Source organism: Streptomyces sp. CB02959 (genome assembly GCF_002803155.1).
GTDB lineage: Bacteria > Actinomycetota > Actinomycetes > Streptomycetales > Streptomycetaceae > Streptomyces.
This window is the reverse complement of record NZ_NNBP01000022.1, coordinates 31,737-58,118: the sequence shown is the minus strand read 5'-3', so window position 1 is coordinate 58,118 and position 26,382 is coordinate 31,737. Positions and strand designations below refer to the sequence as shown.

The window sequence follows — 26,382 nt, the reverse complement described above, 5'->3', positions numbered from 1 at the left end:
TCGGTTTCCATCGTCCGGCAGCTCACCGGGTCCGGACGTCAACCCGTGTGACCGTCCTTGGACCACCCCCAGGGATTAGTTCTCCCCGCTCCCTCATCCCTGGGGATGAGGGCGTCCCTGAGGCCGGCGGCGCCGGGAGGGGGGCCGCGGGGGCGGTGGCGGAGGGGCCGGGAAGGCCGTCGGAGGGCCCTCGCACGGGCGTCGAGTTTTCGTCAATTCAGGGTCGAATTTCGCCCTGGCGGTCACCGCCGAACATGGGCTCCGGGCATGTGCCGGGGGCCCTGGCGGTCACTGATGCACCCTCAGTTGCCAATAAAATAAGACAACCTCGGGAAGAGCGGCCGAACCGCCTGGTGCGCTGCGGGCTACGCTCGTGCTGCCTTCTTTGAGGTGGCATGGGGGACCCCAAGCCCGGATGGTGGAATGCAGACACGGCGAGCTTAAACCTCGCTGGCCTTAGGGCCGTGCCGGTTCAAGTCCGGCTCCGGGCACCTCCCGCGGGCAGCGGGACAAAGACCCGTAAATACCTGAATATTCAACTTGCTTGACGAGGAGGGGCCGCCGGGAAAACCCGGCGGCCCCTCCTCGGTATTGCGCGCTCCCCGCTCAGCGCTCCACGAGCGCGAACAGCGCCTCCCAGCGGGCGACGATCTCGTCGGTCGAGAACCGCTGGATGTTCTCCCGGGCGGTGGCGCCCATCCGGTCCCGCAGCTCCTTGTCCGACATCAGGGTGTCGAGGTGCCGGGCGAATTCGGTGATGTTGCCGGGCGGGGCCAGGAAGCCGTCGGTGCCGTCCGTGATGATCTCGCGGACGCCCGGCGCCACGTCGAAGGCCACACACGGCACCGCGGTGGCCATCGCCTCCATCGGCGCGAGCGGGAAGCCCTCACCGCGCGAGCTCAGCGCGAAGACCGCACTCTCCCGCAGCGCGCCGGCGACGTCGCCGGTCCGCCCCATCCACTCGACCGAATCGGTCACTCCCAGCTCGGCCGCCTGCTTGCGCAGCGCGTCGGCCTCCTCGCCGGAGCCGTAGATCCGCAGCGTCCAGTCCGGGTGCTGCGGCGCGACCTTCGCCCACGCCTCCAGGAGCAGGTCCACGCCCTTCTCCTCGTGCAGCCGGCCGATGCTCGCCACGACCTTCTCGGAGCGGTCCGAGGGGACGTCGGGGAAGAACGGCAGCGGGTTCGGCATGAAGCCGACGTTGTCCATCCGCTGCCGGATCCACTTGTCCGCGTCCTCGCGGGTGAGCGGCAGCATCCGGTCGACGTCCTGGTAAAACCGCTTGACGCGGGCGAACCGGGAGGACTTGCGGCAGGTCTCGAACGATTCGTGGCTCATCCCGATGACCGCCAGCCCGGCGGTGTCGGCCAGCGCCACCCACTCCATCGCCCACACCTGGGTGACGATCACCACGCCGCCCGGCCGCGCGGCCCGGAACAGCGCGCTCATCTTGGCGGCCTGCTCGTGCATCCCGGCCTCGCGGGCGGCCCGGCGGCGCTGCTCGACGACGTTCAGCTTGTCCTTCAGGCCCCGCACCGGGCGGACGCTCGGCGGATGCACGTCGTACAGGGTGGTGGTCTCGTAGGGCAGGTCGGCGGCGAGCTCGTGGACCCGGCCCTCGGGCGGCGGCACGATCCCGACGACGTGCACCCGGTGGCCCTGCTCGGCGAACAGGCGCGCCATCTGGTGCGACCAACTGGTGATGCCGCCCAGCTCGTTGACGCTGTTGGAGACGAAGAAGATGTCCCGCGGCTCGGCTGCGTTCGACTTGGTCATCAACGGCTCCACTGCGCAAAGAACTGGTCGACGATGCTCTGTGCGGCGTCGCCCTGGTCGTATTCCCCGAACTTGGCGACGAATTCCTTGCGGTCCTTGGCGTATTCCAGCTGCTGGGACTCGAAAGACTCGATGGCCTCGAAGAAATCTTCCTCGGTGCGCACTACCGGGCCCGGAGCGTGCTCCAGCAGATCGAAGTACGTTCCGCGGCCTTCGTGCACGTATTCGTCGTAGTCGTAGGTGAAGAACATCAGCGGCCGGTCGAGCAGCGAGTAGTCGAACATCACCGACGAATAGTCCGTGACCAGGCCGTCGGCCAGCTCCAGGATCGGGGTGATGTCGTGCCGCGCGGAGACGTCGACGACCCGGCCCTGCACGGTCGGCGGCAGCACCACGTGGTTGAGGTAGTGCGAGCGGACGAGCAGGACGTAGCGGTCGCCGAACTCGTCGGCGAAGCGCTCCACGTCGAAGGGGAGCGCGAACCGGCCGTGCCGGCCGCCCGCCTTGCGGAACGTCGGCGCGTACAGCAGCACCTTCTTGTCCGCGGGGATGCCCAGCTCCGCCGCGAGCGGACCGCGCTCCCGGTGGCCCAGCTCGGTCTCCCGCAGCCGCGCCTTGACCAGCGCGTCGTTGCGCGGGTAGCCCACCCGCAGCAGGGTCTTCTCCTTCAGGCGGAACGCCTTGGCCAGCGTCCGGGCGTCGTGCTCGGTGCGGCACAGGAACCGGTCGAAGCGGTCCAGCGACTCCTGCTGCTCGGCCTGCTGCTGGCGGGTCTGCGCCTTGAGCGAGGGCTGGTCGAAGCCCATGTTCTTCAGCGCCGAGCCGTGCCAGGTCTGGATGTAGGTGGTCTCGGGGCGCTTGGACAGCTTGAGCGGGTAGCTCTGGTTGTCCACCCAGAACTCGGCCTGCGCGAGCGCCTTGAGGTACGGCAGCGACCAGCGCTTGACCAGCGTGGCGTCCTTGGGGAAGTCCTTCGGGGACCCGGCGTAGGCCCAGATCGCCTCGAACTTCAGGCCCTGCCGGCGCATCTCCTCGTAGATGGCGCGCGGGCTGTCGCTGTACTGCTTGCCCAGGTGGCTCTCGAAGACCACCGTGCGCTTCTTGATCGGCAGCCGGCTGAACACCTCGTGGTACGCCCGGAGCTTGGTGTCCCCGGAGGTCAGCGTCTTGCGCAGCGCCTTGGCCTTGCGGAAGCCGTTCTTGGCCAGCGTCCCCGGCTTGCCGCGGACGCCCTTGGCGATGAGCTCCTGCACGCGCTCGGCGTTCTGGCTCTGGCTGGTCAGCTGGAACGCCAGGTGGCCCTTGGAGGAGACGTGCGGCTCGATGTGGTCGGCGACCATCCGGGTGAGCCGCGGCCGGATCGGCAGCGGCCCGCCGGCCAGCTCGGTGTCGGCCACCGTCAGCCGGGACGTGGTGGCCTTCCCGTCGACGTTCAGGCGCAGCCGGACGTCCCAGATGGTGTCGACGATGCCCAGTGGGCGCAGCCGCGCGGTGACGTCCGCGGCGGTCTCCCACACCACGGTGTCGCCCTCGTGGCGCAGCGTCTGGATCGGGAAGCTGAAGGACTGCAGGCTGCGGCGGCGGGCGCTGAACTCCAGCGCGCCGCTGAGCTTGGCGCCCTCGGGGATCACGCCGAGCGGGTTGGTGATCCGCCCGGCCAGCGAGACGGTGTTGCCCTCCTCGGCGAACCGGGTGAGCTGGTTGCGCAGGAAGAGCTGGTTGACCGGCTTCTCGTGGTAGCCGATGTCGGTCACGTCCAGCACCTGGCGGCCGAACGCGTCGTCGAAGTGCCCTTCGCACCAGTAGATCCGGCCGTCGTGCTGGGCCAGCGGCGAGGAGAGCTTGTCGCGGTTGATGAGGGTGTCGACCGCCGGGATGAGGTTGTCCCAGTCGCCCTGCTGGAGCAGGTAGGCGCAGATGGCCTGTATCGGCAGGACCCGCTCGTACGCCTCGGGGGAGAGGCCCGCGAGGTACTCCTGGGAGAGCGCGGCGAACTCCTGGCGGTACGCCTCGTCCCGGAAGGGGAGGTCCCGCAGGTGCAGCACCAGGTCGTGCTTGAGGAATTTGACGTCCTTGGCGAGCTTCATCTCGGTGAGCCCGCGCTCCACCAGTGCGGCGTCGATCCGCCGGTGGACCTCCAGCCGGTGGATGTAATTGGTCATCTCGTGCCGCCGGTTCGTCACCGACTTCACGGCGGACTTCTCGAAGACGTTCCAGAAGTAGACCTGATTGGGGATCAGAGTGATGCGCTTCGCCGCGAGATACGCGTCGGCGATAAACATCAGGTCCTCATAGAACATCCCCTTGGGGAAGCGGAGATCGTTCTCGATGAGGAATTCGCGGCGGTAGCACTTGTTGGTGGAGAGGGTGTCCCAGACGAAAAGGTCCGGCAATTCCGTAACGGACTCGAAGGTACGGGTCGTGGAATACAGCCAGGCGTACCACTCGTCACGCTTCTGGTTCCGGGTGTCCTTGTGGACCCGGACGCAGAGGCCGGAGACGATGTCCGAGCCGGTTTCCTCGGCGGCCTCCAGCAAATTGCGGCAGGCGTTGTGCTCCAGGACGTCATCGCTGTCCAGGAACATGACGTACTGTCCCTGGGTGTGCTGAATGCCGAGGTTCCGCGGCTCGCCGCCGGCGCCGCTGTTCTCCGGCAGCTGGAAGGCTCTGACCCGCCCGGGGTGGGCAGCAGCGAGCGCCTGCGCGACCTCGAAAGAACGGTCGGTGCTGCAATCGTCGACGATCACCACCTCGACGTCCCGGAGTGTCTGATCCAGCACGGACTGGACCGCGGTCGGCAACCGGTCGGCGTCGTTGTAGACAATGACGACTACTGAGACGTCAGGCACAGGCACCTCAACCCTCTTTCGCTGCTGTTTCCGGCCAGAATAGCCCCATCTGCACACGGGGTTTACGACCACCCGCACCCGGACCGCTACACATGGTGACGGGGTACTGCCCGGGGAAGGGCAGGTACCGGCTAGCCAGTATGACGGCGACTCTGGTCAATCGGTTGCCCGGGCGCGGCGCGATCAGACATTTATCGGATTCGGATCATGCCGGTGACCCCCGGCTCCCGGAGTTGACGGGGCGGGGAAATGCTCGTTCGACGGCGACGGGAAAAGATCGATTACCCGGATTTTGTCCGGACTATCTGACGGCCGGGCCGGCCGCCCGATGGACCGGCGAGTGGCATATGACACAGCGGCAGATGTGACGAAGACGGCGCCGGCACGTAGTCGATCGGCCGGTTCGGGCACCTCTGCGCCTCCCCGGACGTCCTCCCTGGAGAGGACGTGTACTCCGTGGGGTGGGGGAAGATCCTGCCCAAGAACGAGAGACGCGTCTTTGCCAAGCCATTACGCTTGCGTCAAGGCCGCGCAGGGCGGCCATGGAGGAGTGAGATGAGGAGCAGCAACCCGGTCTTCTCGCGTCGGGGGTTCAGCCGGAGCAGCGGCTACGCGGGCTTCAACGCACCGCCGCAGGCCGGGGGCCCCACCGCCACCCCGTACGCCGGGGCGAACCCGTACGCCGGAACCAACCCGTACGCCACCGAGGCGCCGCAGCAGGCACCGCAGTACACCCCGCAGACCCGCCCGATGACGATGGACGACGTCGTCATGCGCACGGGCCTGACGCTCGGTACGGTCATCGTCGGTGCCACCGTCGGCTGGCTGTTCCTCACCGGGCAGCTCGCCTTCGCGCTCGGCGCCGGGCTCGTCGCGACGGTGCTCGGCTTCATCCAGTCCTTCAAGCGCAAGCCCGTCCCGGCGCTGATCCTGGGCTACGCGGCCCTGGAAGGCGTCTTCCTCGGCGCGCTCAGCGGCTTCATCAACGACCTGCCGAAGATGAACGGCGCCCCCATGCAGGCGGTGCTGGGCACGATGGCGGTCTTCGTCGCCATGCTGGTCGCCTACAAGACCCGGATCATCCGGGTCACCGCGCGGTTCACCCGCTTCGTGATGATCGCGGCGCTGGGCTTCGTCCTGCTGTCGATGGTCAACCTCCTGTTCATGGTGTTCGGCGGGGGTGACGGCCTCGGCTTCCGCAGCGGCGGCCTGGGCATCCTCTTCGGCGTCGTGGGCGTGGTCCTCGGCGCGCTCTTCCTCGCCATGGACTTCAAGCAGGTCGAGGACGGCGTCGCCTACGGCGCACCGCGCGAGGAGTCCTGGCTGGCCGCGTTCGGCCTCACCACGACCCTGGTGTGGATCTACTGGGAGATGCTGCGGCTGATCTCGATCCTCCGCGACTGACACCCCGTACAGCGGACGAGGGGCCCGTGGGCAACTGCCCGCGGGCCCCTCGCGCGTTGCCGGGGCGCGCCCCGGGCCCGGTCAGAACTTGCGGGCGGCGCGCCGGAGATCGTGTTCGTGGACGATCGCCTTGGCGTGGCCGTGCGAGAGGTTGTGCGCGCCGCGCAGCCAGCTGACCTTTTCGTCGAAGCGGACGAGAGCGGGGCCCTCGTCGACGGTGCGGAGCCAGTCGGAGATATCCCGGCCGGTGCAGTGCGGGATGCGGGAGAGCATGTTCCGGTGGGTTTCTTCGGAGAAGGACTGAGACATCGGCGCCTCCGGACGCGGTCGATGCTGGTTCTTCCGCCCACCGTGCCTGAGGGTTCGGGCATTGGCAACCACCCGGGAGTTGCGCCTAGGCTCACGCTGTGCTTGACGTGACGCCTTTGCAGACCGCCGTGGACGCGCTCGCCGACCGCCTCAGGGCGCTGCCGCAGAGCGCCCTGCGCCGCGGTGCCGCGGCCGAGGGACTCGCGCTGGCGCGGGAGTTGGCGGCCCGTGCGCAGCTCATCGAACGCCCCGGGGAGCGGCCCCGGGAGCTTCCGGACGCCGGGATGTTCGCGGCCGGCGACCAACTGGCCGTGGCCGGCCACGACCTCGTCGAGGCGCTGCGGACCGTCGCCGCCCGGGCGGCGGCGGACGGCCTGATCGGCCCGGAAGCTGACGCGAAAACAGCCCCCGCCGAGCAACTGGCCCAGGCCGTGCGGCGGGTCCGGGAGGCGGCTCAGAGCGAGGCGATGACCCGGTCGGCGAGGATGTAGACGTTCTCGTCGCGGCGTTCGCCCCACGAGAACGTCAGGGCGTAGGCCCCGGAGATCCCCGAGCCGCCGAGCAGCACCGGGGTGTGGCCGTCGCGCAGCGCACCGGCCACGCTCTCGGCGGTCTCGCGGTGCCCGGGGGTCAGACACAGCGTGGTGCCGTCGGCGAAGACGTACACGTCCAGGGTGCCCAGCGGGCCGGGGCGGACGTCGGAGAGCGGGGTGCCCTCACGGGCCAGCTCCGCCAGGCGCGCCACGGTGCGCTCGTGGTCGGCGACGGCCGGGACGGGGGAGAAGTCCGGGTGCGAGGGGTGGCGCCGGCGGGCGGCGGCCAGCTCGGCGGACTCGGTCTCCTCGGCCAGCTCGAACTCCGGCGCGTCCAGGGCCTCCAGGGCCTCGACGGACTCCAGGGCCTCCAGCGACTCCAGCGACTCCAGTGCCTCGACGGGCTCCAGTGCGGGCAGCGGCTCCAGGGCCTCCGGGCCCAGCAGCGACTCCAGCCCGGCCAGATCCGCCTGGCGCGGCACGAACGGGTGGCCGTCGTACCGGTCCAGCTCCAGCCGCTCGGACGCCTCCCGCCGGCTCTCGCGGCCGTCGAACGGGCCGTCGTCGCCGAAGCCGGACAGCGGACCGGACAGCGACGGGGTGTCCGCCCCGTTCATGGAGTCACGGGCCTCCTGCGCGGCCCAGAAGGCGCGCGCCTCGGCCAGCTCCCGCTCCCGCTCCTCGGCCAGCGCGTCCGCGACGGCGGCGCGTATGTCCGCGAGCGGGGTCTCGCCGGCCGGGACGCCGCGAGCGGCCGGGACCGCCGTGGCGGCCGCGCTCGCGGCCTCGGCGCGGGCGCCGGCGTCCGCGCGGGCGGCGACGAGTTCGGTGTGCAGCGCGGTGATCTGGCCGCGCAGCGCACGGGCGGTGTACAGGGCGACGGCGCCCAGCACCACGGCGACCGCCGCGGTCAACAGCAGGACGAGGGTGGTGACAGTCATGCCGAAACCTCGCTTCGCTCGGCCTCGCACTCGCGAGGCGCGCACCTTTCGGTGGTTCGCTCACTTCCGGGCATACGCACACACTGTCGCGGACCGGTCACCGACGTACTCCCGTTAGCAGATTGTTCTCCGACTTCCTACAACAGCGTGACCGAAGTCGGCGACAGATCGCAGGGTGGTATGTCCCGAAAAGGAGGTTGCAGGGGGGCTCCTGGGGTGCAGTGGCCCCCTGCTGAGCTGCAAGAACGCCGCCCACTCGGGATGTTGGTCACAATCCTGGGAGCGATTGGGTCGCGATCTTGTCACCGAGTGGCCTGGGTCACTCGCCGTCACCAACGGTGCCCGGGTGAGCGCGAAGGGTGCGCGGGGAACGGGAGTTGGTCCGTTTCCCCGCGCACCCTTCGATGCGCGTGCGCGGGCGCCCAGGAGCGGCCGCGTCTGCTCAGCTCAGCCGCTCGATGACCATCGCCATGCCCTGGCCGCCGCCCACGCACATGGTCTCCAGGCCGAACTGCTTGTCGTGCCACTGGAGGGAGTTGATCAGGGTGGTGGTGATGCGGGCGCCGGTCATGCCGAAGGGGTGGCCGACGGCGATCGCGCCGCCGTTGACGTTCAGCCGGTCCAGGTCGATGCCCAGGTCGCGGTAGGAGGGGATCACCTGGGCGGCGAACGCCTCGTTGATCTCCACCAGGTCGATGTCGGAGACCGACAGACCGGCGCGCTGGAGGGCCTGCTTGCTGGCCTCCACCGGGCCGTAGCCCATGATCTCGGGGGAGAGGCCGGAGACGCCGGTGGAGACGATCCGGGCCAGCGGGGTCAGGCCCAGCTCGCGGGCCTTGGTGTCGGACATGATCACGAGCGCCGCGGCGCCGTCGTTGAGCGGGCAGCAGTTGCCGGCGGTGACCAGGCCGTCGGGGCGGAAGACCGGCTTCAGGCCCTGCACGCCCTCCAGGGTCACGCCGGCGCGCGGGCCGTCGTCCTTGGAGACGACCGTGCCGTCGGGCAGCTCGACCGGGGTGATCTCCCGCTCCCAGAAACCGTTCTTGATCGCCTGCTCGGCGAGGTTCTGGGACCGGACGCCGAACTCGTCCATGTCCTGGCGGGTGATGCCCTTGAGGCGGGCGAGGTTCTCCGCGGTCTGGCCCATCGAGATGTACGCGTCCGGGACCAGGCCGTCCTCGCGCGGGTCGTGCCAGTCCGCGCCCGCCTGCTCGGCGCGGGCGGCGGTGCGCGCCTCGGCGTCCGCGAAGAGCGGGTTGTGGGTGTCGGGCAGGCCGTCGGAGGTGCCCTTGACGCTGCGCGAGACGGTCTCGACGCCCGCGGAGATGAAGACGTCGCCCTCGCCGGCCTTGATGGCGTGCAGCGCCATCCGGCTCGTCTGGAGCGAGGAGGAGCAGTAGCGGGTGACGGTGCAGCCGGGGAGGTGGTCCATCCCCATCTGGACGGCCACGATGCGGCCGAGGTTGTGGCCCTGCTCGCCGCCGGGCAGACCGCAGCCGAGCATCAGGTCGTCGATGTCGGTCGGGTCGAGCTCGGGGACCTTGGCCAGGGCGGCCTCGATGATCTTCGCGGTGAGGTCGTCGGGGCGCAGGTCCTTGAGGGAGCCCTTGAAGGCGCGGCCGATCGGGGAGCGGGCGGCTGAGACGATCACGGCTTCGGGCATCACGGCTCCAAGGGGTGAGTGGGTGCGGCGTCCGATGCCCCGCCCGCGGGCGGCCGGCGGTGGGCGGCGGAACAGGGCGGACCGTCTGGGAAGTTACCTGCACGTAGTGCGAGAGGTCACGGGGTGTGCGCTGTGATGCGGGCCTCTTTTCTAAGCGGGCGCTTATGGGAACGGCGGAGGCGCGGCCGCTATTCCCGCCGGGAGCCCCGCGAGAGGCGGCCCGCACCCCCGGCGCGCACCGGCGCGCGGCTATCCCGTGACCGGCGGCCGGTCCGGGGCGTCCTCCTCCGGTGCCGGCAGCTGACGGCGCCGACGGTGCTTGAGCAGGGCCCAGGGGGCGCGGGAGGCGGTGACCTCGGTGCCGCCCTCGGAGGCGGCCCGGGCCGCGGCCTGCTCGACCGGGAGGATGCCCTCGCGCCGGGCGGGCTCCGGGTGCTCCTCCTCGGGCCACAGCCCGAGCGCCGCGCACAGCGTCGGGAACATGGCCATCGCGGCGGTGGCGTACCCCTCGGCCGAGGGGTGGTAGTTGTCCGGGCCGAACAGCTCCCGGGGACGGGCCTCGAACTCCGGGCCGAGCAGCGCGCCCAGCGAGACCGTCCGCCCGCCGTTCTCGACCGCGCCGATGGTCTGGGCGGCCGCCAGCTGCCGGGACAGCCGGCGGGCCACCCATCGCAGCGGCTGGTAGACCGGCTCGATGGTGCCCAGGTCGGGGCAGGTGCCGACGATCACCTCGCAGTCCGCCGCGCGCAGCGCCCGTACCGCCTCGGACAGGTGCCGCACCGACTCCGCGGGAGGCAGCCGGCGGGTGACGTCGTTGGCGCCGATCATGACGACGCAGAGGTCGGGGGTCCCCTCGCCGTCCGCGAGCAGCAGCTCCACCTGGCGGGGCAGGTCGTCGGACCGGGCGCCGGGCAGCGCCACGTTGCGGAGGTCGACGGGGAGTTCGGCGAGCGCGGCCAGGCCGGAGGCGAGCAGCGCACCGGGCGTCTGGGAGGGGCGGTGGACGCCCTGGCCGGCCGCGGTGGAGTCGCCGAGGAAGCCCAGTCGCAGCGGGGGCCGGTCGGTGCGGTGGCCGAAGGCGGCGCCGTAGCGGCCGTCGGCGCACGGCGGGATGTCGCTGGAGCCGCCGACCGTGCGGCGGGCCAGCCGGACCTCGGTCAGCAGCAGTCCCACGGTGGCCACGCCCAGCAGCCCGATCCCGCCGCCGCCGAACGCGGCCGCGGTCGCGATCCGCCGTGCCACCCTCGCCCTGGACCTCGTCGTCACCATCGGCCGGCACCTCCCCGTGCAGCGCGGGCGCGCCGCGGCCCGCCGGCCGGACGCGCTCGTGAAACGCCAACAATTCCGTCGCCGGGTAAATGCCCGTTCCGGGCGGCGGCGCAACGCACCGGGCCTTCGACGGAGCCCTCCACCCGAACCCGCGGGCCCTTGGTCCATATGGGCAATAGGCTGGCGGCACGGGCGCAGGAGAGCGTGCCCCCGACCGCGGAGACCACCGTGCAGTTTTACGATTCGATGATTGAGCTCGTCGGCAACACCCCGCTCGTGCGACTCAACAACGTCACTCAAGGGATCCAGGCAACCGTCCTGGTGAAGGTCGAGTACTTCAACCCCGGAGGTTCGGTCAAGGACCGGATCGCGGTGCGGATGATCGAGGCCGCCGAGGAGTCGGGCGAGTTGCAGCCGGGCGGCACCATCGTGGAGCCGACTTCCGGCAACACGGGTGTCGGGCTTGCGATCGTGGCCCAGCAGAAGGGCTACAAGTGCATCTTCGTCTGCCCCGACAAGGTGTCGACGGACAAGATCAATGTGCTGCGGGCGTACGGCGCGGAGGTGGTCGTCTGCCCGACGGCGGTCGATCCCGAGCACCCGGACTCGTACTACAACGTCTCCGACCGCCTGGTGCGCGAGACGCCCGGCGCCTGGAAGCCCGACCAGTACAGCAACCCCAACAACCCGCGCTCGCACTACGAGACCACCGGTCCTGAGCTGTGGGAGCAGACCGACGGGCGGATCACCCACTTCGTGGCGGGCGTCGGCACCGGCGGCACCATCAGCGGCACCGGCCGCTATCTGAAGGACGTCAGCGACGGCAAGGTCGAGGTCGTCGGCGCCGACCCGGAGGGCTCGGTCTACAGCGGCGGCTCCGGCCGGCCGTACCTGATCGAGGGCGTCGGCGAGGACTTCTGGCCGACCGCCTACGACCGCACGGTCGCCGACGAGATCGTGGCGGTCTCGGACAAGGACGCCTTCCAGATGACCCGGCGGCTGGCCAAGGAGGAGGGCCTGCTGGTCGGCGGCTCCTGCGGAATGGCCGTGGTGGCCGGTCTGCGGGTCGCCGAGCGGCTCGGACCGGACGACGTGATGGTCATCCTGCTCCCGGACAGCGGCCGCGGCTACCTCTCCAAGATCTTCAACGACGAGTGGATGGCCGACTACGGCTTCCTGGAGGAGGGCGGCACCGCGGCCCGGGTCGGCGAGGTCCTCCAGTACAAGGAGGGCGAGCTGCCGTCCCTGGTGCACATGCACCCGGAGGAGACCGTCGGCGAGGCCATCGAGGTGCTGCGCGAGTACGGCGTCTCGCAGATGCCGATCGTCAAGCCGGGGGCCGGGCACCCCGACGTGATGGCCGCCGAGGTCGTCGGCTCGGTCGTCGAACGGGAGCTGCTGGACGCGCTGTTCACCCAGCGCGCCGCGCTGTCCGACCCGCTGGAGAAGCACATGTGCCCGCCGCTGCCGCAGGTCGGCTCGGGCGAGCCGGTCTCCGACCTGATGGCGGTGCTGGAGAACGCCGACGCGGCGATCGTCCTCGTCGAGGGCAAGCCCAAGGGCGTGGTGAGCCGGCAGGACCTGCTGGCGTACCTGGCGCGCGGGGTCGCCAAGTAGCCGTCGCCGCCCGGCGCCGGGCCCGACCCGGTGTCAAGTGTCCGTCAGGAAAAGGCCCGTCGGCGCAAGGTGTACGTATGCGTCATGTGCGCGCAGCACGGGCTTAACACTTCTCCGGCACATTGATGTGTGCAGGCGATGCGGACCTCCGGAGCGGCTCCCGGACCTCCACGATCGCCAGGATGCGACGACCGGCCCTGACCCGGATCGCGTCTCGCGCGGGGACCGCCGTCGTCCCGCCCCCGGCTCCGGCCGGGGTGCGGCGGTCCCCGCACTACTCCTTCTTCCGGCCTTCCGGCCTCTCCGTCCGGTCCTCCGGCCCGGTTCCCGGGCTTCCCGTCGGGTCAGTCCCAGTCCTCGTCGCGCCGGTTCGACCGCGGCGTCCACCGTCCCAGGCCGTAGACGGCGTTGACGCCGACGATGCCGGCCCAGCACGCCACCAGGCCGACCAGCCCGGCGTTGGCCACCGCGATCGCGGTCAGCGGGATGGCCAGCACCAGCGAGGCCACCACGAACGCGAACCGCTCCCAGAACTCGCTGCCGGCGCTCGTCCGGCGCGGCGGCTGCGCCCCGCGCGCCACCTGCATCTGCTGCGAGGCCAGTTGCCGGCGCACCCGCCGGTCGACGTCCTGGTCGAGCTTCTCCAGGAAGGACTCCACCAGCTCCGACTCGTACTCCGACCCCAGCTCCTTGCGCGTCTGGAGGGTCGCGTCGAGTTCCTTCTTCAACTCAGGGTCGTGTGTCGCCATGGCGCCGAGAGTACGGTCGGGCGGTACGGCGGCGCGGTAGGGCTAGCCCCCCAATCCGGCGGGGGACCGGCGTCCCTCCCCGGGCTCCGGTTCCGCCAGCCGCGCGGTGTCGCGGCGGGCGGCGAGCCAGTAGAGGACGGCGGGCACCGCCAGGCCGACCAGCCAGGAGACGTCGGCGCCGCCGAGCGGGGCGACCAGCGGTCCGGTGTAGAAGTGCGTGGCCAGGAACGGGAGTTGGGCCAGTACGCCGACGACGTACACGGTCAGCGCGCGCACGTTCCAGGCGCCGTACCGGCCGCCGGGGTCGGTGAGCGCCGGGATGTCGTAGCGCTCCTTGGAGATCAGGTAGTAGTCGACCAGGTTGATCGCCGACCAGGGCGTGAAGAACGTCAGCAGGAAGAGCAGGAAGTCCTTGAAGGAGGTGAGGAAGGAGTCCCGGCCCAGGAGGGCGACGGCGGTGCCGGCCACCATGATGCCGGCGATGTACGCGGACCGGCCGCGCGCCGAGAGGGTCCGCTGCCCGCGGAAGCCGCTGACGCTGGTGACCAGCGACATGAAGCCGCCGTAGGTGTTGAGGATGTTGATGGTGAGCTTGCCGAGGGCGATGACGAAGTAGAGGCACGAGGCGATCAGCCCGGTGCCGCCCAGTCCGACGAGGTAGCCGACCTCGTGGCCGACGAACGCGCCCGGGGCCGCGGCGGCCGCCAGCGCCCCGAAGGTCATCGACCACTGCGCGCCCAGCACGGAGCCGCCCAGCGTCCACCAGAAGGTCGCCCGGGTCGAGGTGTGGCGCGGCAGGTAGCGGGAGTAGTCCGCCACGTACGGACCGAACGCCAGCTGCCAGGAAGCCGAGAGCGAGACCGCGAGCAGGAAGACCGGCAGCGCGAAGCCGCGGTCGTGCAGCAGGGTGGCGAGGTCGGCGCGCTCCAGCAGCCGGAAGCCGAGGTAGACGAAGGCCAGCGCGCAGACCAGTCCGGCGACCTTGCCGAGCAGGTGGATGAGGCGGTAGCCGACGGCCGCGGCCAGCGCGGTGACCGCGGCGAAGAGCACGATCCCGGCCGTCCCGCCGAGGTGCGTCAGCTCGCCCACCGCCTGCCCGGCGAGCACGCTGCCGCTGGCGAAGAAGCCGATGTACATCACGATGACCAGGGCCAGCGGCACCACCGCCCCGCGCACCCCGAACTGCGCCCGCGAGGTGATCATCTGCGGCAGGCCCAGCCGCGGCCCCTGCGCGGAGTGCAGCGCCATCACCGCCCCGCCCGCGAGGTTGCCCAGCAGCAGCCCGATCAGCGCCCAGAAGGCGTTGGCGCCGAAGACCACGGCCAGCGCGCCGGTGACGACCGCGGTGATCTGGAGGTTGGCGCCGAGCCAGAGGGTGAACTGGCTGACCGCGGTGCCGTGCCGTTCGTCGTCCGGGACGACGTCGATGGAGCGCTGTTCGATCACGCCTGCCATGGGTGCCGCCTCTTCCGCCGCGCTGGGTGCATGGATTCATGCAGGATCATGGTCGGTGAATGGAAGGTCAATAGGTCGGCGCTGATTCGCCCGCTCGCGGGGGTCCGGCGCACGCAGCAGACTGGTGCCCGGCGCTCGGGTACCGTCTGGGCACGCATGCCGGATGTCGGCTGACGGGGAATGGCGGGTCTCGATGAAGCAGTCCACCACCAGCGCGGTACACGGCCCGGCGGGCCCGGACCCGACGCCGGAACCGGGCGGGCCCGACGGCACCGACCGCCGGCCGCCGGAACCGGCCGACGTAGCCGACCGGCTGGAGTCGTACCGCACCGAGCTGACCGGCTACTGCTACCGGATGCTCGGCTCCGCGTTCGAGGCCGAGGACGCCGTCCAGGAGGCCATGGTCCGGGCCTGGCGCGGCTACGACCGCTTCGAGGGCCGGGCCTCCCTGCGCTCCTGGCTCTACCGCATCGCCACCAACGTCTGCCTGGACCTCCTCAAGGGCAGCAGCCGCCGCGCCCGGCCGATGGACCTCGCGTCCCCGTCGAGCGTCGGCTCCCCGATCGGGACCGGCCTGCCCGAGACGACCTGGATCGGACCGGTCCCCGACGAGCGGGTACTGGCCCGGGCCGGCGACCCGGCGGACACCGCGGTCGCCCGGGAATCGGTCCGGCTGGCGTTCGTCTCCGCGCTCCAGCGGCTGGCACCCCGGCAGCGGGCGGTGCTGATCCTGCGGGAGGTGCTCAGCTGGTCGGCGAGTGAGGTGGCGGAACTGCTCGACAGCTCGGTCGCCTCCGTCAACAGCGCCCTCCAGCGCGCCCGGGCCACCCTGGCCGCCTCCGGCGACGCCCCGGCCGCGCCCGCGCCCAAGCCGCTGGACGACGCCCAACAGGCCCTCCTCGACCGCTACGTCGACGCCTTCGAACGCTTCGACATGGCGGCCCTCACCGCCGTCCTGCACGAGGACTGCACCCTCTCGATGCCGCCGTACGCGCTGTGGCTGCACGGCCGCGCGGACGTCGTGGCGTGGATGCTGGGGCCGGGCTGCGGCTGCCAGGGCTCGCGGCTGGTGCCGGTGACCGCGAACGGGATGCCGGCCTTCGGGCAGTACCGCGCCGGCGGCGTCCCCTGGGCCCTCCAGGTCGTCGAGATCACCGACGGCCGGATCACCGGACTCAACGCCTTCCTCGACACCGACCGGCTCTTCCCGCTGTTCGGGCTGCCGTCGCGGTACGAGGGGTAGCGGGGGTGCCCGGGATGGTCAGGGGCGCGGGACCGACGCGGCCGAGGAATTCCGTACAGTCGGTGCACCGACGTCAAGGCCCCGGACCGGGCCGGGAAGAAGAGGCGATGAGCGGGGACGGGGACAACGGCGTCCGTACCAACGGGACGCGGCAGCGGGGTACGGGCGCGGCGGGGAGCGCGGCAGCGGGCGGCGCCACCGGCACCGCAGCCCGCCTCCAGCGGCTCTTCGAAGGGCACCGGCTGACGCCCACCCAGCGGCGGATCGCCCACTGCATGGTGCGGCGGGCCGCCGACGCGCCGTTCCTCTCCAGCGTCGAACTGGCCGAGCTGGCCGGTGTCAGCCAGCCGTCCGTGACCCGTTTCGCCGTCGCGCTCGGCTTCGACGGCTACCCGGCGCTCCGCCGCCACCTGCGGGACGTCGCCCCCGCCGAGCAGCCCGGCGCCTCGGGCGTGGACAACGAGTACCAGCAGGCCGTCCAGGCGGAGATCGACAACCTCCGCCACCTCGCCGACGCCCTCGCCGACCCCGGCCCGGTGACCGAGGCCGGGCGTCTCCTCGCCGCCTCCCGTCCGCTTCCGGTGCTCGGCCTGCGTGCCGCCACCGCCCAGGCCGCCGGTTTCGCGTACTTCGCGCGCAAGGTGCACCCCGACGTGCGCCTGCTGGACGAGGGCGGCACCATGCTCACCGACCGCATCGACGCCGCGGCCCACGCCGGTGCCAGCGCCCTGCTCTGCTTCGCCCTGCCCCGGCACCCCCGCGAGGTCATCGACGCCCTGGCCTACGCCCGCACCGCCGGGCTCACCGTCGTCACCGTCGCCGACAGTGCGTTCGCCCCGGTCGCGCACCACACCGACCTGCTCCTGCCGGCCCCGGTCGGCACCGGCCTGGCCTTCGACACCGCCTGCGCCCCGATGCTGCTGGGGCGCGTCCTCCTGGAGGCGATGTGCGACGACCTCCCGGACGCCCAGGCCCGCCTGGAGGAGTTCGACACCAAGGCGGCGGAGCGCGGGCTGTTCGTGGAGTGAGGCCGCTCCGGGGTGGGCGGGGGCGGGGGCGGTTCGGTTTTGGGGAGCGTCGTTACGGGGGGTGTGGGGGAGCGCCGTTCCGGGGGAGCGTCGTTGGGTGAGGGGCCGTTCCGGTCGGGGGCACGCCGTTGGGGCTCCCGGGCTTGGCCGGTGCAGGGGAGCCGGCCCCTCTGCACCAGCCCCGGCCCTGGGCGTCGGCTCCCGGTCCTGTGCGCGGCCCCGGCCGCGGTGCTGGGAGCCGGCTCTCCGTTTCTCAGCCCAGTGCCAGTTTCCGCAGGTCGTTGGCGTGTTCGGCGCCGCTCTCCGCGGTGAGTTCGTCGATCGTCTGCGGGGTGCGGACGGTCGCGAAGGCGCAGGTGCCGTCGGGGGCCGGTGCATAGCCGTAAACGCCGGGGCGGGGGAGCGAGTTGTAGGCGAAGTGGGTGGAGAAGTAGTACGCGCCGGTGTCCAGGAGGGCGACGTGGTCGCCGGATTCCAGACGGGGCAGCGGCCGGTTCTCGGCGACCAGGTCGCCGGCGAAGCAGCACGGGCCGGCGATGTCCTGCGGGATCGGTGTCCCGGTCTTCGGGCGGCCGGCGGAGTCGTACGCCGCCACCCGGATCGGCCAGGACGAGGGCGCGAAGACCGTGCGGGTGGCGACCTGGGCCCCGGCGTGGGTCAGGGCGATCGGTCGGCCGCCGGCCCACTTCGCGTACTCCACGCGGGCCACCACCATGCCGTGCTTGGCCAGCAGTGACCGCCCGAACTCGGTGACCAGGCCGTAGCGCCCGGAGAACAGGCCGGGGACGGCCGAGCGGAGCAGCGCCGCGTACTCGCGGTAGGTCGGGGTGACGGCGTCCGAGGAGAAGTTGACCGGCAGGCCGCCGCCGATGTCGAGGGTGGTGATCCGGGGGCCGCCGGCCTGTTCGTTGATCTCCTCGGCGAGGTCGTAGAGCGCCCGGGCGCCCTCCGCCATCCGCTCCAGCGGCATCCCCTGGGAACCGACGTGGGCGTGCAGCCGGGTCAGCCACGGGCGGTCCAGGCAGGCCCGGACGACCCACTCGCGGGCCCCCGGGTCGCGCAGCGGGATACCGAACTTGGAGGTGTCGGTGGCGGTGCTCATCGCGCCGATGCTGCCGCCGCCGATCTGCGGGTTGACCCGCAGCCCTATCGGCGCGGAGGACGGGGCCGAGGCCATCATCCGGTCGATGCGGGAGAGCTCCTCGTGGTTGTCGACGTTGACGGCGATGCCGAGCGCCAGTGCCTCACGGAGTTCGGAGAGGGTCTTGGCGGGGGAGTCCAGGACGGTGTGCCGGGCCGGGACACCGGCGGCCCGGGCCAGCGCCAGCTCGCCGGGGCTGGCCACCTCGCAGCCGATCCCCTCCTGGGCCAGCAGCCGCAGCACGGGCACGAGCGAGGCGGCCTTCACCGCGAACGCGTGCAGCACCTGGGTGCCCGGGGTGGTGAACTCCGCGAAGGCCGCCCGGAGTTCGGCGGCCGACCGGCGGATGCCGGCGACGTCGAGCAGCCCGGCCACGGGCTGGGCGGTGCCGACCAGCCCCTGAGCGATGGCCGCCTGAACGGCACGGTCTCGGTCCGTGAAGGTCATGACTCAACTTCATCATTCGACGGGCGCCCCGCGCCACGGATGAAGGGGAAGGTCGGAGCTCTTCCGGTGCTGATGTTGTGCCCATCTTGTGCACCCGATCTCGGCATTACCGATCGTGATGGCTCCGAGCGCTGGGTTACGGGGTGTCGCTCGTCCGGACGCCGCGTTTCCGAACGGCGCGTTTCCGGACGTCCTGCTTCCGCACGTCCTGCTTCCGCACGTCCTGCTTCCGCACGTCCTGCTTCCGCACGTCCCGCTTCCGCGCGCCCCGTTTCCGGACGGCGCGTTTTCGAACGGCCCATTTCCGAACGGCGGGATTCCGAGCACCGCGATTCCGAGCGTGCGGTCGCTGCCTGCTGCCTGCCGCCTGCCGTCTGCTGCCTGCGACCTGGGGCTTGCTGCGCCCGTGGCCGTGCCGTGCCTGTGCCGCCTGCCGTGCCGGTGCCGGTGCCGGTGCCGGTGCCGCGTGCCCGTACCGCGTGCCCGTGCGCCGGTGGGAGCCCTGCCCCGGGCTCCCACCGGCCGGGGGCGGTGTGCGGAGCCCCCCGACTCCGCACACCGCCCCTGTCCCCACCCCCGCCCTCCTCGTGGCCTACGCCGGGCTGGCGCCGCTGAGCTGTGCCTTGCTCTGGCGGGCGGTCAGGCGGGAGCCGGACTCGCGGCGGGCGGCGCGGCGCAGCAGCGGGATCGCCAGGACGAAGCCCAGGACGGCCCAGGCGGCCAGGACCAGGGCGACCGTCGGCAGCTGCCAGGAGCCGGCCGGTTCCGCGGCGCGGGCGGCGTCCGGCAGCAGGGCCGCGCGCAGGCCCTGCGCCATCCACCGGAGAGGGAAGACCGAGGCGATGTTCTGGACCACCGTCGGCATCCGGGATATCGGGAACATCGCTCCCGACGTGATCAGCAGGGCCATCGCGGGCAGCATGATCATGGCCAGTGCCTCACGCGGGTTGGGCAGCACCGCCCCGATCGCCGCGCCCAGCGGTACGACGGCGAGCAGGCCCAGGGCGGTGACCCACAGCAGCGTCAGCCAGCCGGCCGGACTGTGCGGCAGCGGCCCGTCGACCACCACGGCGCCGACGCCCAGCAGGACCGCCAGGGTGCCCAGCGCCATGACCACGATCAGCAGCGACTTGGCGATCAGGTAGGCCGGTATGCCGCCGGGGGTGGTCCGCAGCCGCAGCAGGGTGCCCTCCTCGCGCTCGGTCACCAGGATCTGCGGGAGGCTGATCAGGCCGATCTGGAACAGCAGATACGCGGTGAAGCCCGCGAGGGTCAGCTGCGCCATCGGGATCCGGGTGCCGGGCACGTCGTCGCTGATGAAGCCGGCGAGCAGCAGGGCCACCACGACGTTGGTCAGATAGCCGCTCAACTCCTTGCGGTTGCGCAGGAGGTGGCGCAGCTCGATGCCGCCGCGCCGGAGCCCCGCCTGCCAGGCGCGGAGCCGCGTGGGACGGGCCCCGCTCCGGTCGGTGGTGCCCCGGCCGGTGGTGCCCGGCCCCCCGGCCGCCGCGTCGCGGTCCCGGTCCGGCGTGCGCGGGCCGGTGTCCGTCGTCGCTGTCATCTCGGTCCCCCTCATGCTGCTGCCTCCCCCGTGCCGTCGCCGGCCGGGAAGCCGGTGCGGTGTGCGTCGTCGTCCGTGCCCTGCCGGTGCACCATGTGCAGGTAGGTGTCCTCCAGCGTCGGGCGGCGCACCTCTAGGTCCGCTATCGGTCCGGCCGCTTCGCGGTGCAGGTCCCAGACCAGGCGGGACGGGTCCCCGGTGCGCTCGTGGCGCGGACTGCCGTCGGACGCCGTCCAGCGGACCTCGGCCTGTGCGGCGGCCCGCCGGGCGAGCTCGGCCGGGGTGCCGCAGACCCGGATCCTGCCGTCGACCAGCATCGCTATCCGGTCGGCCAACCGCTCGGCCTCGGCCAGGTCGTGGGTGGTCAGCAGGATGGTGACGCCCTCGGTGCGGGCCAGGTGCGCGACCAGGTCGTGGAAGACGCGGCGCGCCTCGGGGTCGAAGCCGGTGGTGGGCTCGTCCAGGAAGAGGAGTTCGGGCCGGCCGACGATGCCGAGTGCGACGTCGAGGCGCCGCCGCTGGCCGCCGGAGAGGCGTTCGACGCGCTGCCGGGCCTGGCTGGTGAGGCCGACCAGGTCGAGGAGTTCGGCCGGGTCGCGGGGAGCCGGGTAGTACGTCGCGAAGTGCGTCAGCAGCTCGGCGACCTGCCAGCGGCGGTGGTCGCGCCAGGACTGGAGGACCAGCCCGATCCGGCCGCGCCAGACGTCGTCGGCGCGCGCCGGGTCGGCCCCGAGGACGCGCACCTCGCCGGCGGACCGCTGCCGGAAGCCCTCCAGGATCTCGACGGTGGTGGTCTTCCCGGCGCCGTTGGGTCCGAGCAGGGCGAAGATCTCGCCGCGCCGGATCTCCAGGTCGACGCCGCGCAGGACGTCGGTGCTGCCGTACGACATCCGCAGTCCGCGGGCCTCGACGACCGGCGCGGCGCCGGTCGGGGCGGTGGGTGTGGTGGTCATCGATGTGCTCTCCGGGCGTGCGGTCGTGGTCATCGGCCCGCCTCCGCGTGGTGCTGGGACGCCGGCCGGGTCGCTGCGGGGCCCGCGCCCTCGACGATGGCGCGGAGGGCGGCGACATGGCCCTCGAAGGCGGTGCGGCCCCGGGCCGTCAGGCGCACCTTGGTGCGCCGTTTGCGGCCGCCGCCCTCCTTGCGGATCTCCAGGTATGCGGCCTCCTCCAGCGTGTGCAGCTGTTTGGAGAGCGCGGAGTCACTGAGCGAGAGGCTGTCGCGGATGAACGGGAAGTCGGCCCATTCCGTGGCGGCCAGCAGGGCCACCACGGACAGCCGGGTGGACGGATGGATCAGTTCGTCGAAGCCCGAGGGGGTGCTCATCGGTCTGCCTCCTCATGGACGGTGCTCATGGTGCGGTCGCCGCCGCGCGGTCGCGGAGCGGACTGATCGCCCACCGGTTGGCCGGGCCGACGAACAGCACGAAGGCGCCGGCGGAGATGGTGGCCTGGATCACGCTGCCGTAGGGCAGTGCCAGCCACTCGGTCAGGAAGCCGGTGAGGATGATCGTGCCGCCGCTGACGACCGCGCCCGCGAGCATGGTGGCGAAGCTGCGCCAGGAGTACCGCGAGCGGTGCAGTCGCACGCGGGTCCGGCGGCTGTAGATCACCGCCAGGACGACCAGGGCGCCGATATAGGCGGCGAGGACCAGGAAGGAGCCCCAACGCGGGAGCTTGAGCCCGTAGCTGGCGAGGAAGACCCACATGACGCCGGCCATCACGTACGTCGACCGCCGGTCGCCGTGTGCGCAGCGCTCGACCTCGTCGTACACCCGCTCCTGAGGGACCCGGATGCGCTGGAGATCCTGCCAGGCGCGCTCGGCATCCACTGGTGTCGTCATGTCCTTCGCCTCCCCGTAGACGTGTCGGACGGTCCGTCTCGGACGGACGGTGCGGGGATCGCCGGTGGCGCCCCCGTTCAACTTTCCCACTCGGAAAGCTAGCACTTGACTTTCCCGCCGGGCAAGTCGAATCCGCGGGTTGGGGAAAGCTCTCGCCGCGCCCTGTTGACTAGCGGTATTCAGTGCCCCCAGACTGTGAATAGGTCAATCCATTCAGAGTCAGGGAGGCACGGCCCATGTCGGGACCGCGACCCGTGCGGGCATCGCGCGGTACGGAGCTGAGCGCACTGGGATGGCAGCAGGAAGCCGCGCTGCGCATGCTGCAGAACAACCTCGATCCGGAGGTGGCCGAGCATCCGGACAAACTCGTCGTCTACGGCGGCACCGGCAAGGCCGCCCGTGACTGGCGCTCCTTCGACGCCATGGTGCGCACCCTGACCACGCTCAAGCAGGACGAGACGATGCTCGTCCAGTCCGGCAAGCCGGTCGGCGTGATGCAGACGCACGAATGGGCGCCGCGGGTGCTGATCGCCAACTCCAACCTCGTCGGCGACTGGGCCAACTGGGAGGAGTTCCGCCGCCTGGAGGCCCTCGGTCTGACCATGTACGGCCAGATGACGGCCGGTTCGTGGATCTACATCGGCACCCAGGGCATCCTCCAGGGCACCTACGAGACGTTCGCGGCGGTCGCGGCGAAGAAGTTCGGCGGGACGCTGGCCGGCACCATCACCCTCACCGCCGGCCTCGGCGGCATGGGCGGCGCCCAGCCGCTCGCCGTCACCATGAACGACGGCGTCGCGATCTGCATCGACTGCGACCCGCGCGCCATCGAGCGCCGCATCGAGCACCGCTACCTGGACGTGAAGGCGGACAGCCTCCAGCACGCCCTCCAGCTCGCCGTCGAGGCCCGCGACCAGCGCAAGCCGCTCTCCATCGGCCTGCTCGGCAACGCCGCGGAGCTCCTCCCGCAGATGCTCGCCGAGGGCGCGCCGATCGACATCGTCACCGACCAGACCAGCGCCCACGACCCGCTGGCCTACCTTCCCGTCGGCATCGACTTCGCCGACATGGCGGCCTACGCGGCCGAGAAGCCCGCCGACTTCACCCAGCGCGCCCGCGAGTCGATGGCCCGGCACGTCGAGGCCATGGTCGGCTTCATGGACGCCGGCGCCGAGGTCTTCGACTACGGCAACTCCATCCGCGGCGAGGCCCAACTCGCCGGATATGGGCGCGCGTTCGCCTTCCCCGGCTTCGTCCCCGCCTACATCCGGCCGCTCTTCGCCGAGGGCAAGGGCCCGTTCCGCTGGGCGGCGCTCTCCGGCGACCCGGCCGACATCGCGGCCACCGACCGCGCCATCCTCGACCTCTTCCCCGAGAACGAGTCGCTGGCCCGCTGGATCAAGCTGGCGGGGGAGCGGGTCCACTTCCAGGGCCTGCCCGCCCGGATCTGCTGGCTCGGCTACGGCGAGCGAGACAAGGCCGGCGAGCGGTTCAACGAGATGGTCGCCGACGGCACCCTGAAGGCGCCGCTGGCCATCGGCCGCGACCACCTCGACTGCGGCTCCGTCGCCTCCCCGTACCGCGAGACCGAAGCCATGAAGGACGGCTCGGACGCGATCGCCGACTGGCCGCTGCTCAACGCCATGGTCAACGTCGCCTCCGGCGCCTCCTGGGTCTCCCTGCACCACGGCGGCGGCGTCGGCATGGGCCGCTCCATCCACGCCGGGCAGGTCACGGTCGCCGACGGCACCCCGCTGGCCGGCGAGAAGATCCGCCGGGTGCTCACCAACGACCCGGGCATGGGCGTCATCCGCCACGTCGACGCCGGCTACGAGCGCGCCGACGAGGTGGCCGCCGAGCGGGGCGTCCGCATCCCGATGCGCGAGGGCGAGGGCGAGTGACCTCCTCGTTCCACGAGATGTGGGAGGAGTTGCGGCCGCTCGGCCGCGACTCCTCCTCCGGGGGCTACCGCCGCTTCGCCTGGACCGGCGCGGACACCGACTGCCGCGCGTGGTTCCGGGCCCAGGCCGAGGCCCGCGGACTCGCCTACGAACTCGACCGCAACGGCAACCAGTGGGCCTGGCTCGGCGCCACCACCTACCAGGACGTGGCCCCCGGCGACGCCGTCGTCACCGGCTCGCACCTGGACTCCGTCCCGGACGGCGGCGCCTTCGACGGCCCGCTCGGCGTGGTCTCCTCCTTCGCCGCGCTCGACGAACTCCGGGCGCGCGGGGTGGAGTTCACCAAGCCGCTGGCGATCGTCAACTTCGGCGACGAGGAGGGCGCCCGCTTCGGCCTGGCCTGCGTCGGCTCCCGGCTGTCCGCCGGCGCGCTGACCACCGAGGCCGCGCACCGCCTGCGGGACGCCGACGGCGTCACCCTCCCGCAGGCCATGGAGCGCGCCGGATACGACCCCGAGGCGATCGGCCCGGACCCGGAACGGCTCGCCGCCATCGGCGCGTTCGTCGAACTCCACGTCGAGCAGGGCCGCGCCCTGGACCTGTCCGGGGACCCGGTCGGCATCGCCTCGGCCATCTGGCCGCACGGCCGCTGGCGGTTCGACTTCCGGGGCGAGGCCAACCACGCCGGCACCACCCGCCTGGAGGACCGCCGCGACCCGATGCTCTCCTACGCCGCGACCGTGCTCGCCGCCCGCGAGCAGGCCCGGCTGGCCGGCGCCCTGGCCACCTTCGGGAAGATCAGCGTCGAGCCGAACGGCGTCAACGCCATCCCGTCGCTGGTCCGCGGCTGGCTGGACGCCCGCGCCGCCGGCCAGGACACCCTGGACACCGTGATCGGCGGGATCGAACGGGCCGCCGCCGAGCGGGCCGCCCGCGACGGGGTCGACCTGGACGTCGTCCGCGAGTCCTTCACCCCGGTCGTGGAGTTCCAGCACGCCCTGCGGGACGAACTGGGCGCGCTCCTCGGCAAGAGGGCCGAGCGGCCGGTACCGGTCCTGGGCACCGGCGCCGGACACGACGCGGGTATTTTGTCCGCAACCGTCCCGACGGCCATGTTGTTCGTCCGCAACCCCACCGGCGTCTCGCACTCGCCCGCGGAAGCGGCCACCGAGGACGACTGCGTCGCCGGGGTCACCGCACTCGCCGACGTACTGGAGGGGCTGGCGTGCCGCTGACGCCGCAGGCAACACCGATGACGTACTGGCTCGAACACGCCTGGCTGGGCGCGCACGTCGAGCCGGGCGTGGCCGTGACGGTGGCGGACGGCCGGATCACGGCCGTCCGCCCCGGCACCCCGGCACCCCCGCCGGGCGCCGAGGCCCTCTACGGGCTGACCCTCCCGGGCCTCGCCAACGCCCACAGCCACGCCTTCCACCGCGCCCTGCGCGGCACCGTCCAGGTCGGCAGCGGCACCTTCTGGACCTGGCGCGAGGTGATGTACGGCATCGCCGAGCGCCTCACCCCGGACAGCTACTACGCGCTCGCCCGCGCCGCCTACGCCGAGATGGCACTCGCCGGCATCACCTGCGTCGGCGAATTCCACTACCTGCACCACGCGCCCGGCGGCACCCGCTACAACGACCCCAACGCCATGGGGCAGGCACTGATCGCGGCCGCCGCCGACGCCGGCATCCGCATCACCCTCCTCGACACCGCCTACCTCTCCGCCGGCTTCGGCGATCCGCCCAACCGGCACCAACTGCGCTTCTCCGACGGCACCGCGGACGCCTGGGCGGAGCGCGCCGACGCCCTCAAGGGCTCCGAACACGCCCGGATCGGCGCCGCCGTGCACTCCGTACGCGCCGTCCCCGCCGCGGAGTTGGGCACCGTCGCCGACTGGGCCCAGCAGCAGCAGGCACCGCTGCACGTCCACCTCTCCGAGCAGACCGCCGAGAACGACGCCTGCCGGGCGGCCCACGGCCGCACCCCCACCCGACTGCTGGCCGACCACGGGGTGCTGGGCCCGCGCACCACGGCCGTGCACGCCACCCACCTCACCGACGAGGACATCGCCCTGCTCGGCGGCAGCACCACCGGCGTGTGCATGTGCCCGACCACCGAACGGGACCTCGCCGACGGCATCGGACCGGCCGTGGCGCTCCAGGAGCAGGGCAGCCCGCTCTCCCTCGGCAGCGACAGCCACGCCGTCATCGACCTGCTCGAAGAGGCCCGCGCCATGGAGCTGAACGAGCGCCTGCGCACCCGCACCCGGGGCCACTGGACCGCCGCCGCCCTGCTGCGCGCCGCCACCGCCGACGGGCACGCCGCCCTGGGCTGGGACGACGCGGGCACCCTGGCACCCGGGGCGCTCGCCGACCTCACCACGATCCGGCTGGACTCCGTACGCACCGCCGGACCGCTGCCGCGACTGGGCGCCGAGACGGCCGTATTCGCCGCCACCGCGGCGGATGTGCGGCACACCGTCGTGGGTGGTCGGCAGATCGTCCGCGACGGGACGCACACGCGCGTGCCCGACGTGCCCACCGCGCTCGCCGACGCCATCGCCACCGTGCGCGGCTGACCCCCACCCTCCCCCAGCTACCGCTGGGAGGTACCCCCACTCCGCCCGGGCCCCGCCGCCCGCGGACGAAG

21 protein-coding genes and 1 tRNA gene are annotated in these 26,382 nt (G+C 72.0%); 9 read left to right on the top strand and 13 right to left on the bottom strand.

Annotated features, from left to right (window positions below; all coding sequences use genetic code 11):
- Nucleotides 1-409: 409 nt before the first annotated feature.
- Nucleotides 410-491: transfer RNA gene (locus CG747_RS30895), tRNA-Leu, on the top strand.
- A gap of 115 nt (nucleotides 492-606) precedes the next feature.
- On the opposite strand, the gene CG747_RS30890 is transcribed toward CG747_RS30895, so the two are convergent.
- Together CG747_RS30890 and CG747_RS30885 are read right to left on the bottom strand one after the other, a co-directional pair.
- Nucleotides 607-1,776, bottom strand: a complete 1,170-nt coding sequence (locus tag CG747_RS30890) for a glycosyltransferase (protein WP_100605155.1) — start codon at nucleotides 1,774-1,776, stop codon at nucleotides 607-609.
- Nucleotides 1,776-4,625 (bottom strand): CDP-glycerol glycerophosphotransferase family protein, encoded by a 2,850-nt coding sequence (locus CG747_RS30885; protein WP_180985775.1) that lies wholly within the window; start codon nucleotides 4,623-4,625, stop codon nucleotides 1,776-1,778. The genes CG747_RS30890 and CG747_RS30885 overlap by 1 nt, the downstream gene beginning before the upstream one ends.
- A gap of 555 nt (nucleotides 4,626-5,180) precedes the next feature.
- Here CG747_RS30885 and CG747_RS30880 point away from each other — a divergent pair.
- Nucleotides 5,181-6,029, top strand: a complete 849-nt coding sequence (locus CG747_RS30880) for a Bax inhibitor-1/YccA family protein (RefSeq protein WP_100605153.1) — start codon at nucleotides 5,181-5,183, stop codon at nucleotides 6,027-6,029.
- 81 nt (nucleotides 6,030-6,110) lie between these two features.
- Here the strand turns inward: CG747_RS30880 and CG747_RS30875 are convergent, their stop codons facing one another.
- Nucleotides 6,111-6,338 (bottom strand): DUF4287 domain-containing protein, encoded by a 228-nt coding sequence (locus tag CG747_RS30875; protein WP_100605152.1) that lies wholly within the window; start codon nucleotides 6,336-6,338, stop codon nucleotides 6,111-6,113.
- Nucleotides 6,339-6,436: 98 nt separating this feature from the next.
- Here CG747_RS30875 and CG747_RS30870 point away from each other — a divergent pair, with 98 nt between their 5' ends.
- Nucleotides 6,437-6,829, top strand: a complete 393-nt coding sequence (locus CG747_RS30870) for a hypothetical protein (protein WP_100605151.1) — start codon at nucleotides 6,437-6,439, stop codon at nucleotides 6,827-6,829.
- Here the strand turns inward: CG747_RS30870 and CG747_RS30865 are convergent.
- The 3 genes from CG747_RS30865 to CG747_RS30855 all read right to left on the bottom strand — a co-directional run bounded on the left by CG747_RS30865 (nucleotide 6,793) and on the right by CG747_RS30855 (nucleotide 10,744).
- Nucleotides 6,793-7,812: a hypothetical protein gene (locus tag CG747_RS30865; protein ID WP_100605150.1), complete on the bottom strand. Its 1,020-nt coding sequence runs from the start codon at nucleotides 7,810-7,812 to the stop codon at nucleotides 6,793-6,795. The genes CG747_RS30870 and CG747_RS30865 overlap by 37 nt on opposite strands.
- Before the next feature lie 442 nt (nucleotides 7,813-8,254).
- Nucleotides 8,255-9,475: an acetyl-CoA C-acetyltransferase gene (locus tag CG747_RS30860; RefSeq protein ID WP_100605149.1), complete on the bottom strand. Its 1,221-nt coding sequence runs from the start codon at nucleotides 9,473-9,475 to the stop codon at nucleotides 8,255-8,257.
- 249 nt (nucleotides 9,476-9,724) lie between these two features.
- Entirely contained in the window at nucleotides 9,725-10,744 is a 1,020-nt protein-coding gene (locus CG747_RS30855; protein ID WP_100605148.1) for an SGNH/GDSL hydrolase family protein, read from the bottom strand.
- Nucleotides 10,745-10,972: 228 nt separating this feature from the next.
- On the opposite strand from CG747_RS30855, the gene CG747_RS30850 reads away from it, so the two are divergent.
- Entirely contained in the window at nucleotides 10,973-12,361 is a 1,389-nt protein-coding gene (locus CG747_RS30850; protein ID WP_100605260.1) for a cystathionine beta-synthase, read from the top strand.
- A gap of 344 nt (nucleotides 12,362-12,705) precedes the next feature.
- Here CG747_RS30850 and CG747_RS30845 read toward each other — a convergent pair whose 3' ends face one another.
- Nucleotides 12,706-13,110, bottom strand: a complete 405-nt coding sequence (locus CG747_RS30845) for a hypothetical protein (RefSeq protein WP_100605147.1) — start codon at nucleotides 13,108-13,110, stop codon at nucleotides 12,706-12,708.
- 42 nt (nucleotides 13,111-13,152) lie between these two features.
- Nucleotides 13,153-14,565 carry a cytosine permease gene (locus tag CG747_RS30840; protein WP_100605146.1) on the bottom strand — a complete coding sequence of 471 codons (1,413 nt, stop codon included), beginning with the start codon at nucleotides 14,563-14,565 and terminating at the stop codon, nucleotides 13,153-13,155.
- Nucleotides 14,566-14,758: 193 nt separating this feature from the next.
- On the opposite strand from CG747_RS30840, the gene CG747_RS30835 reads away from it, so the two are divergent.
- Both CG747_RS30835 and CG747_RS30830 read left to right on the top strand, forming a co-directional pair.
- On the top strand, nucleotides 14,759-15,808 hold the full coding sequence (locus tag CG747_RS30835; RefSeq protein WP_100605145.1) for a sigma-70 family RNA polymerase sigma factor: 1,050 nt from the start codon (nucleotides 14,759-14,761) through the stop codon (nucleotides 15,806-15,808).
- Between the two features lie 107 nt (nucleotides 15,809-15,915).
- Nucleotides 15,916-16,836 carry a MurR/RpiR family transcriptional regulator gene (locus CG747_RS30830; protein ID WP_100605144.1) on the top strand — a complete coding sequence of 307 codons (921 nt, stop codon included), beginning with the start codon at nucleotides 15,916-15,918 and terminating at the stop codon, nucleotides 16,834-16,836.
- 253 nt (nucleotides 16,837-17,089) lie between these two features.
- Here the strand turns inward: CG747_RS30830 and CG747_RS30825 are convergent, their stop codons facing one another.
- The 5 genes from CG747_RS30825 to CG747_RS30805 form a co-directional block, all read right to left on the bottom strand.
- Nucleotides 17,090-18,424, bottom strand: coding sequence for a hypothetical protein (locus CG747_RS30825; protein ID WP_100605143.1), 1,335 nt, complete (start codon nucleotides 18,422-18,424; stop codon nucleotides 17,090-17,092).
- A gap of 592 nt (nucleotides 18,425-19,016) precedes the next feature.
- On the bottom strand, nucleotides 19,017-19,985 hold the full coding sequence (locus tag CG747_RS30820) for an ABC transporter permease (RefSeq protein ID WP_257980859.1): 969 nt from the start codon (nucleotides 19,983-19,985) through the stop codon (nucleotides 19,017-19,019).
- Between the two features lie 11 nt (nucleotides 19,986-19,996).
- A complete protein-coding gene (locus tag CG747_RS30815) occupies nucleotides 19,997-20,971 on the bottom strand; it encodes an ABC transporter ATP-binding protein (RefSeq protein WP_257980858.1) in 975 nt (324 codons plus the stop codon).
- On the bottom strand, nucleotides 20,968-21,312 hold the full coding sequence (locus tag CG747_RS30810; protein ID WP_100605141.1) for a transcriptional regulator: 345 nt from the start codon (nucleotides 21,310-21,312) through the stop codon (nucleotides 20,968-20,970). Before CG747_RS30810 ends, CG747_RS30815 begins: the two co-directional genes overlap by 4 nt.
- Nucleotides 21,313-21,337: 25 nt before the next feature.
- Nucleotides 21,338-21,829, bottom strand: a complete 492-nt coding sequence (locus CG747_RS30805) for a hypothetical protein (protein WP_257980857.1) — start codon at nucleotides 21,827-21,829, stop codon at nucleotides 21,338-21,340.
- A 236-nt stretch (nucleotides 21,830-22,065) separates the two neighbouring features.
- Here CG747_RS30805 and hutU point away from each other — a divergent pair, with 236 nt between their 5' ends.
- The 3 genes from hutU to CG747_RS30790 are packed head-to-tail and all read left to right on the top strand — an operon-like array spanning nucleotide 22,066 to nucleotide 26,311.
- A complete protein-coding gene (gene hutU / locus CG747_RS30800; RefSeq protein ID WP_100605140.1) occupies nucleotides 22,066-23,730 on the top strand; it encodes a urocanate hydratase in 1,665 nt (554 codons plus the stop codon).
- Between the two features lie 17 nt (nucleotides 23,731-23,747).
- Nucleotides 23,748-24,965 (top strand): allantoate amidohydrolase, encoded by a 1,218-nt coding sequence (locus CG747_RS30795; protein ID WP_257980868.1) that lies wholly within the window; start codon nucleotides 23,748-23,750, stop codon nucleotides 24,963-24,965.
- The gene (locus CG747_RS30790) at nucleotides 24,956-26,311 is read left to right on the top strand and encodes a formimidoylglutamate deiminase (RefSeq protein ID WP_100605138.1); all 1,356 of its coding nucleotides are present in this window, start codon (nucleotides 24,956-24,958) and stop codon (nucleotides 26,309-26,311) included. The genes CG747_RS30795 and CG747_RS30790 overlap by 10 nt, the downstream gene beginning before the upstream one ends.
- Nucleotides 26,312-26,382 lie beyond the last annotated feature (71 nt).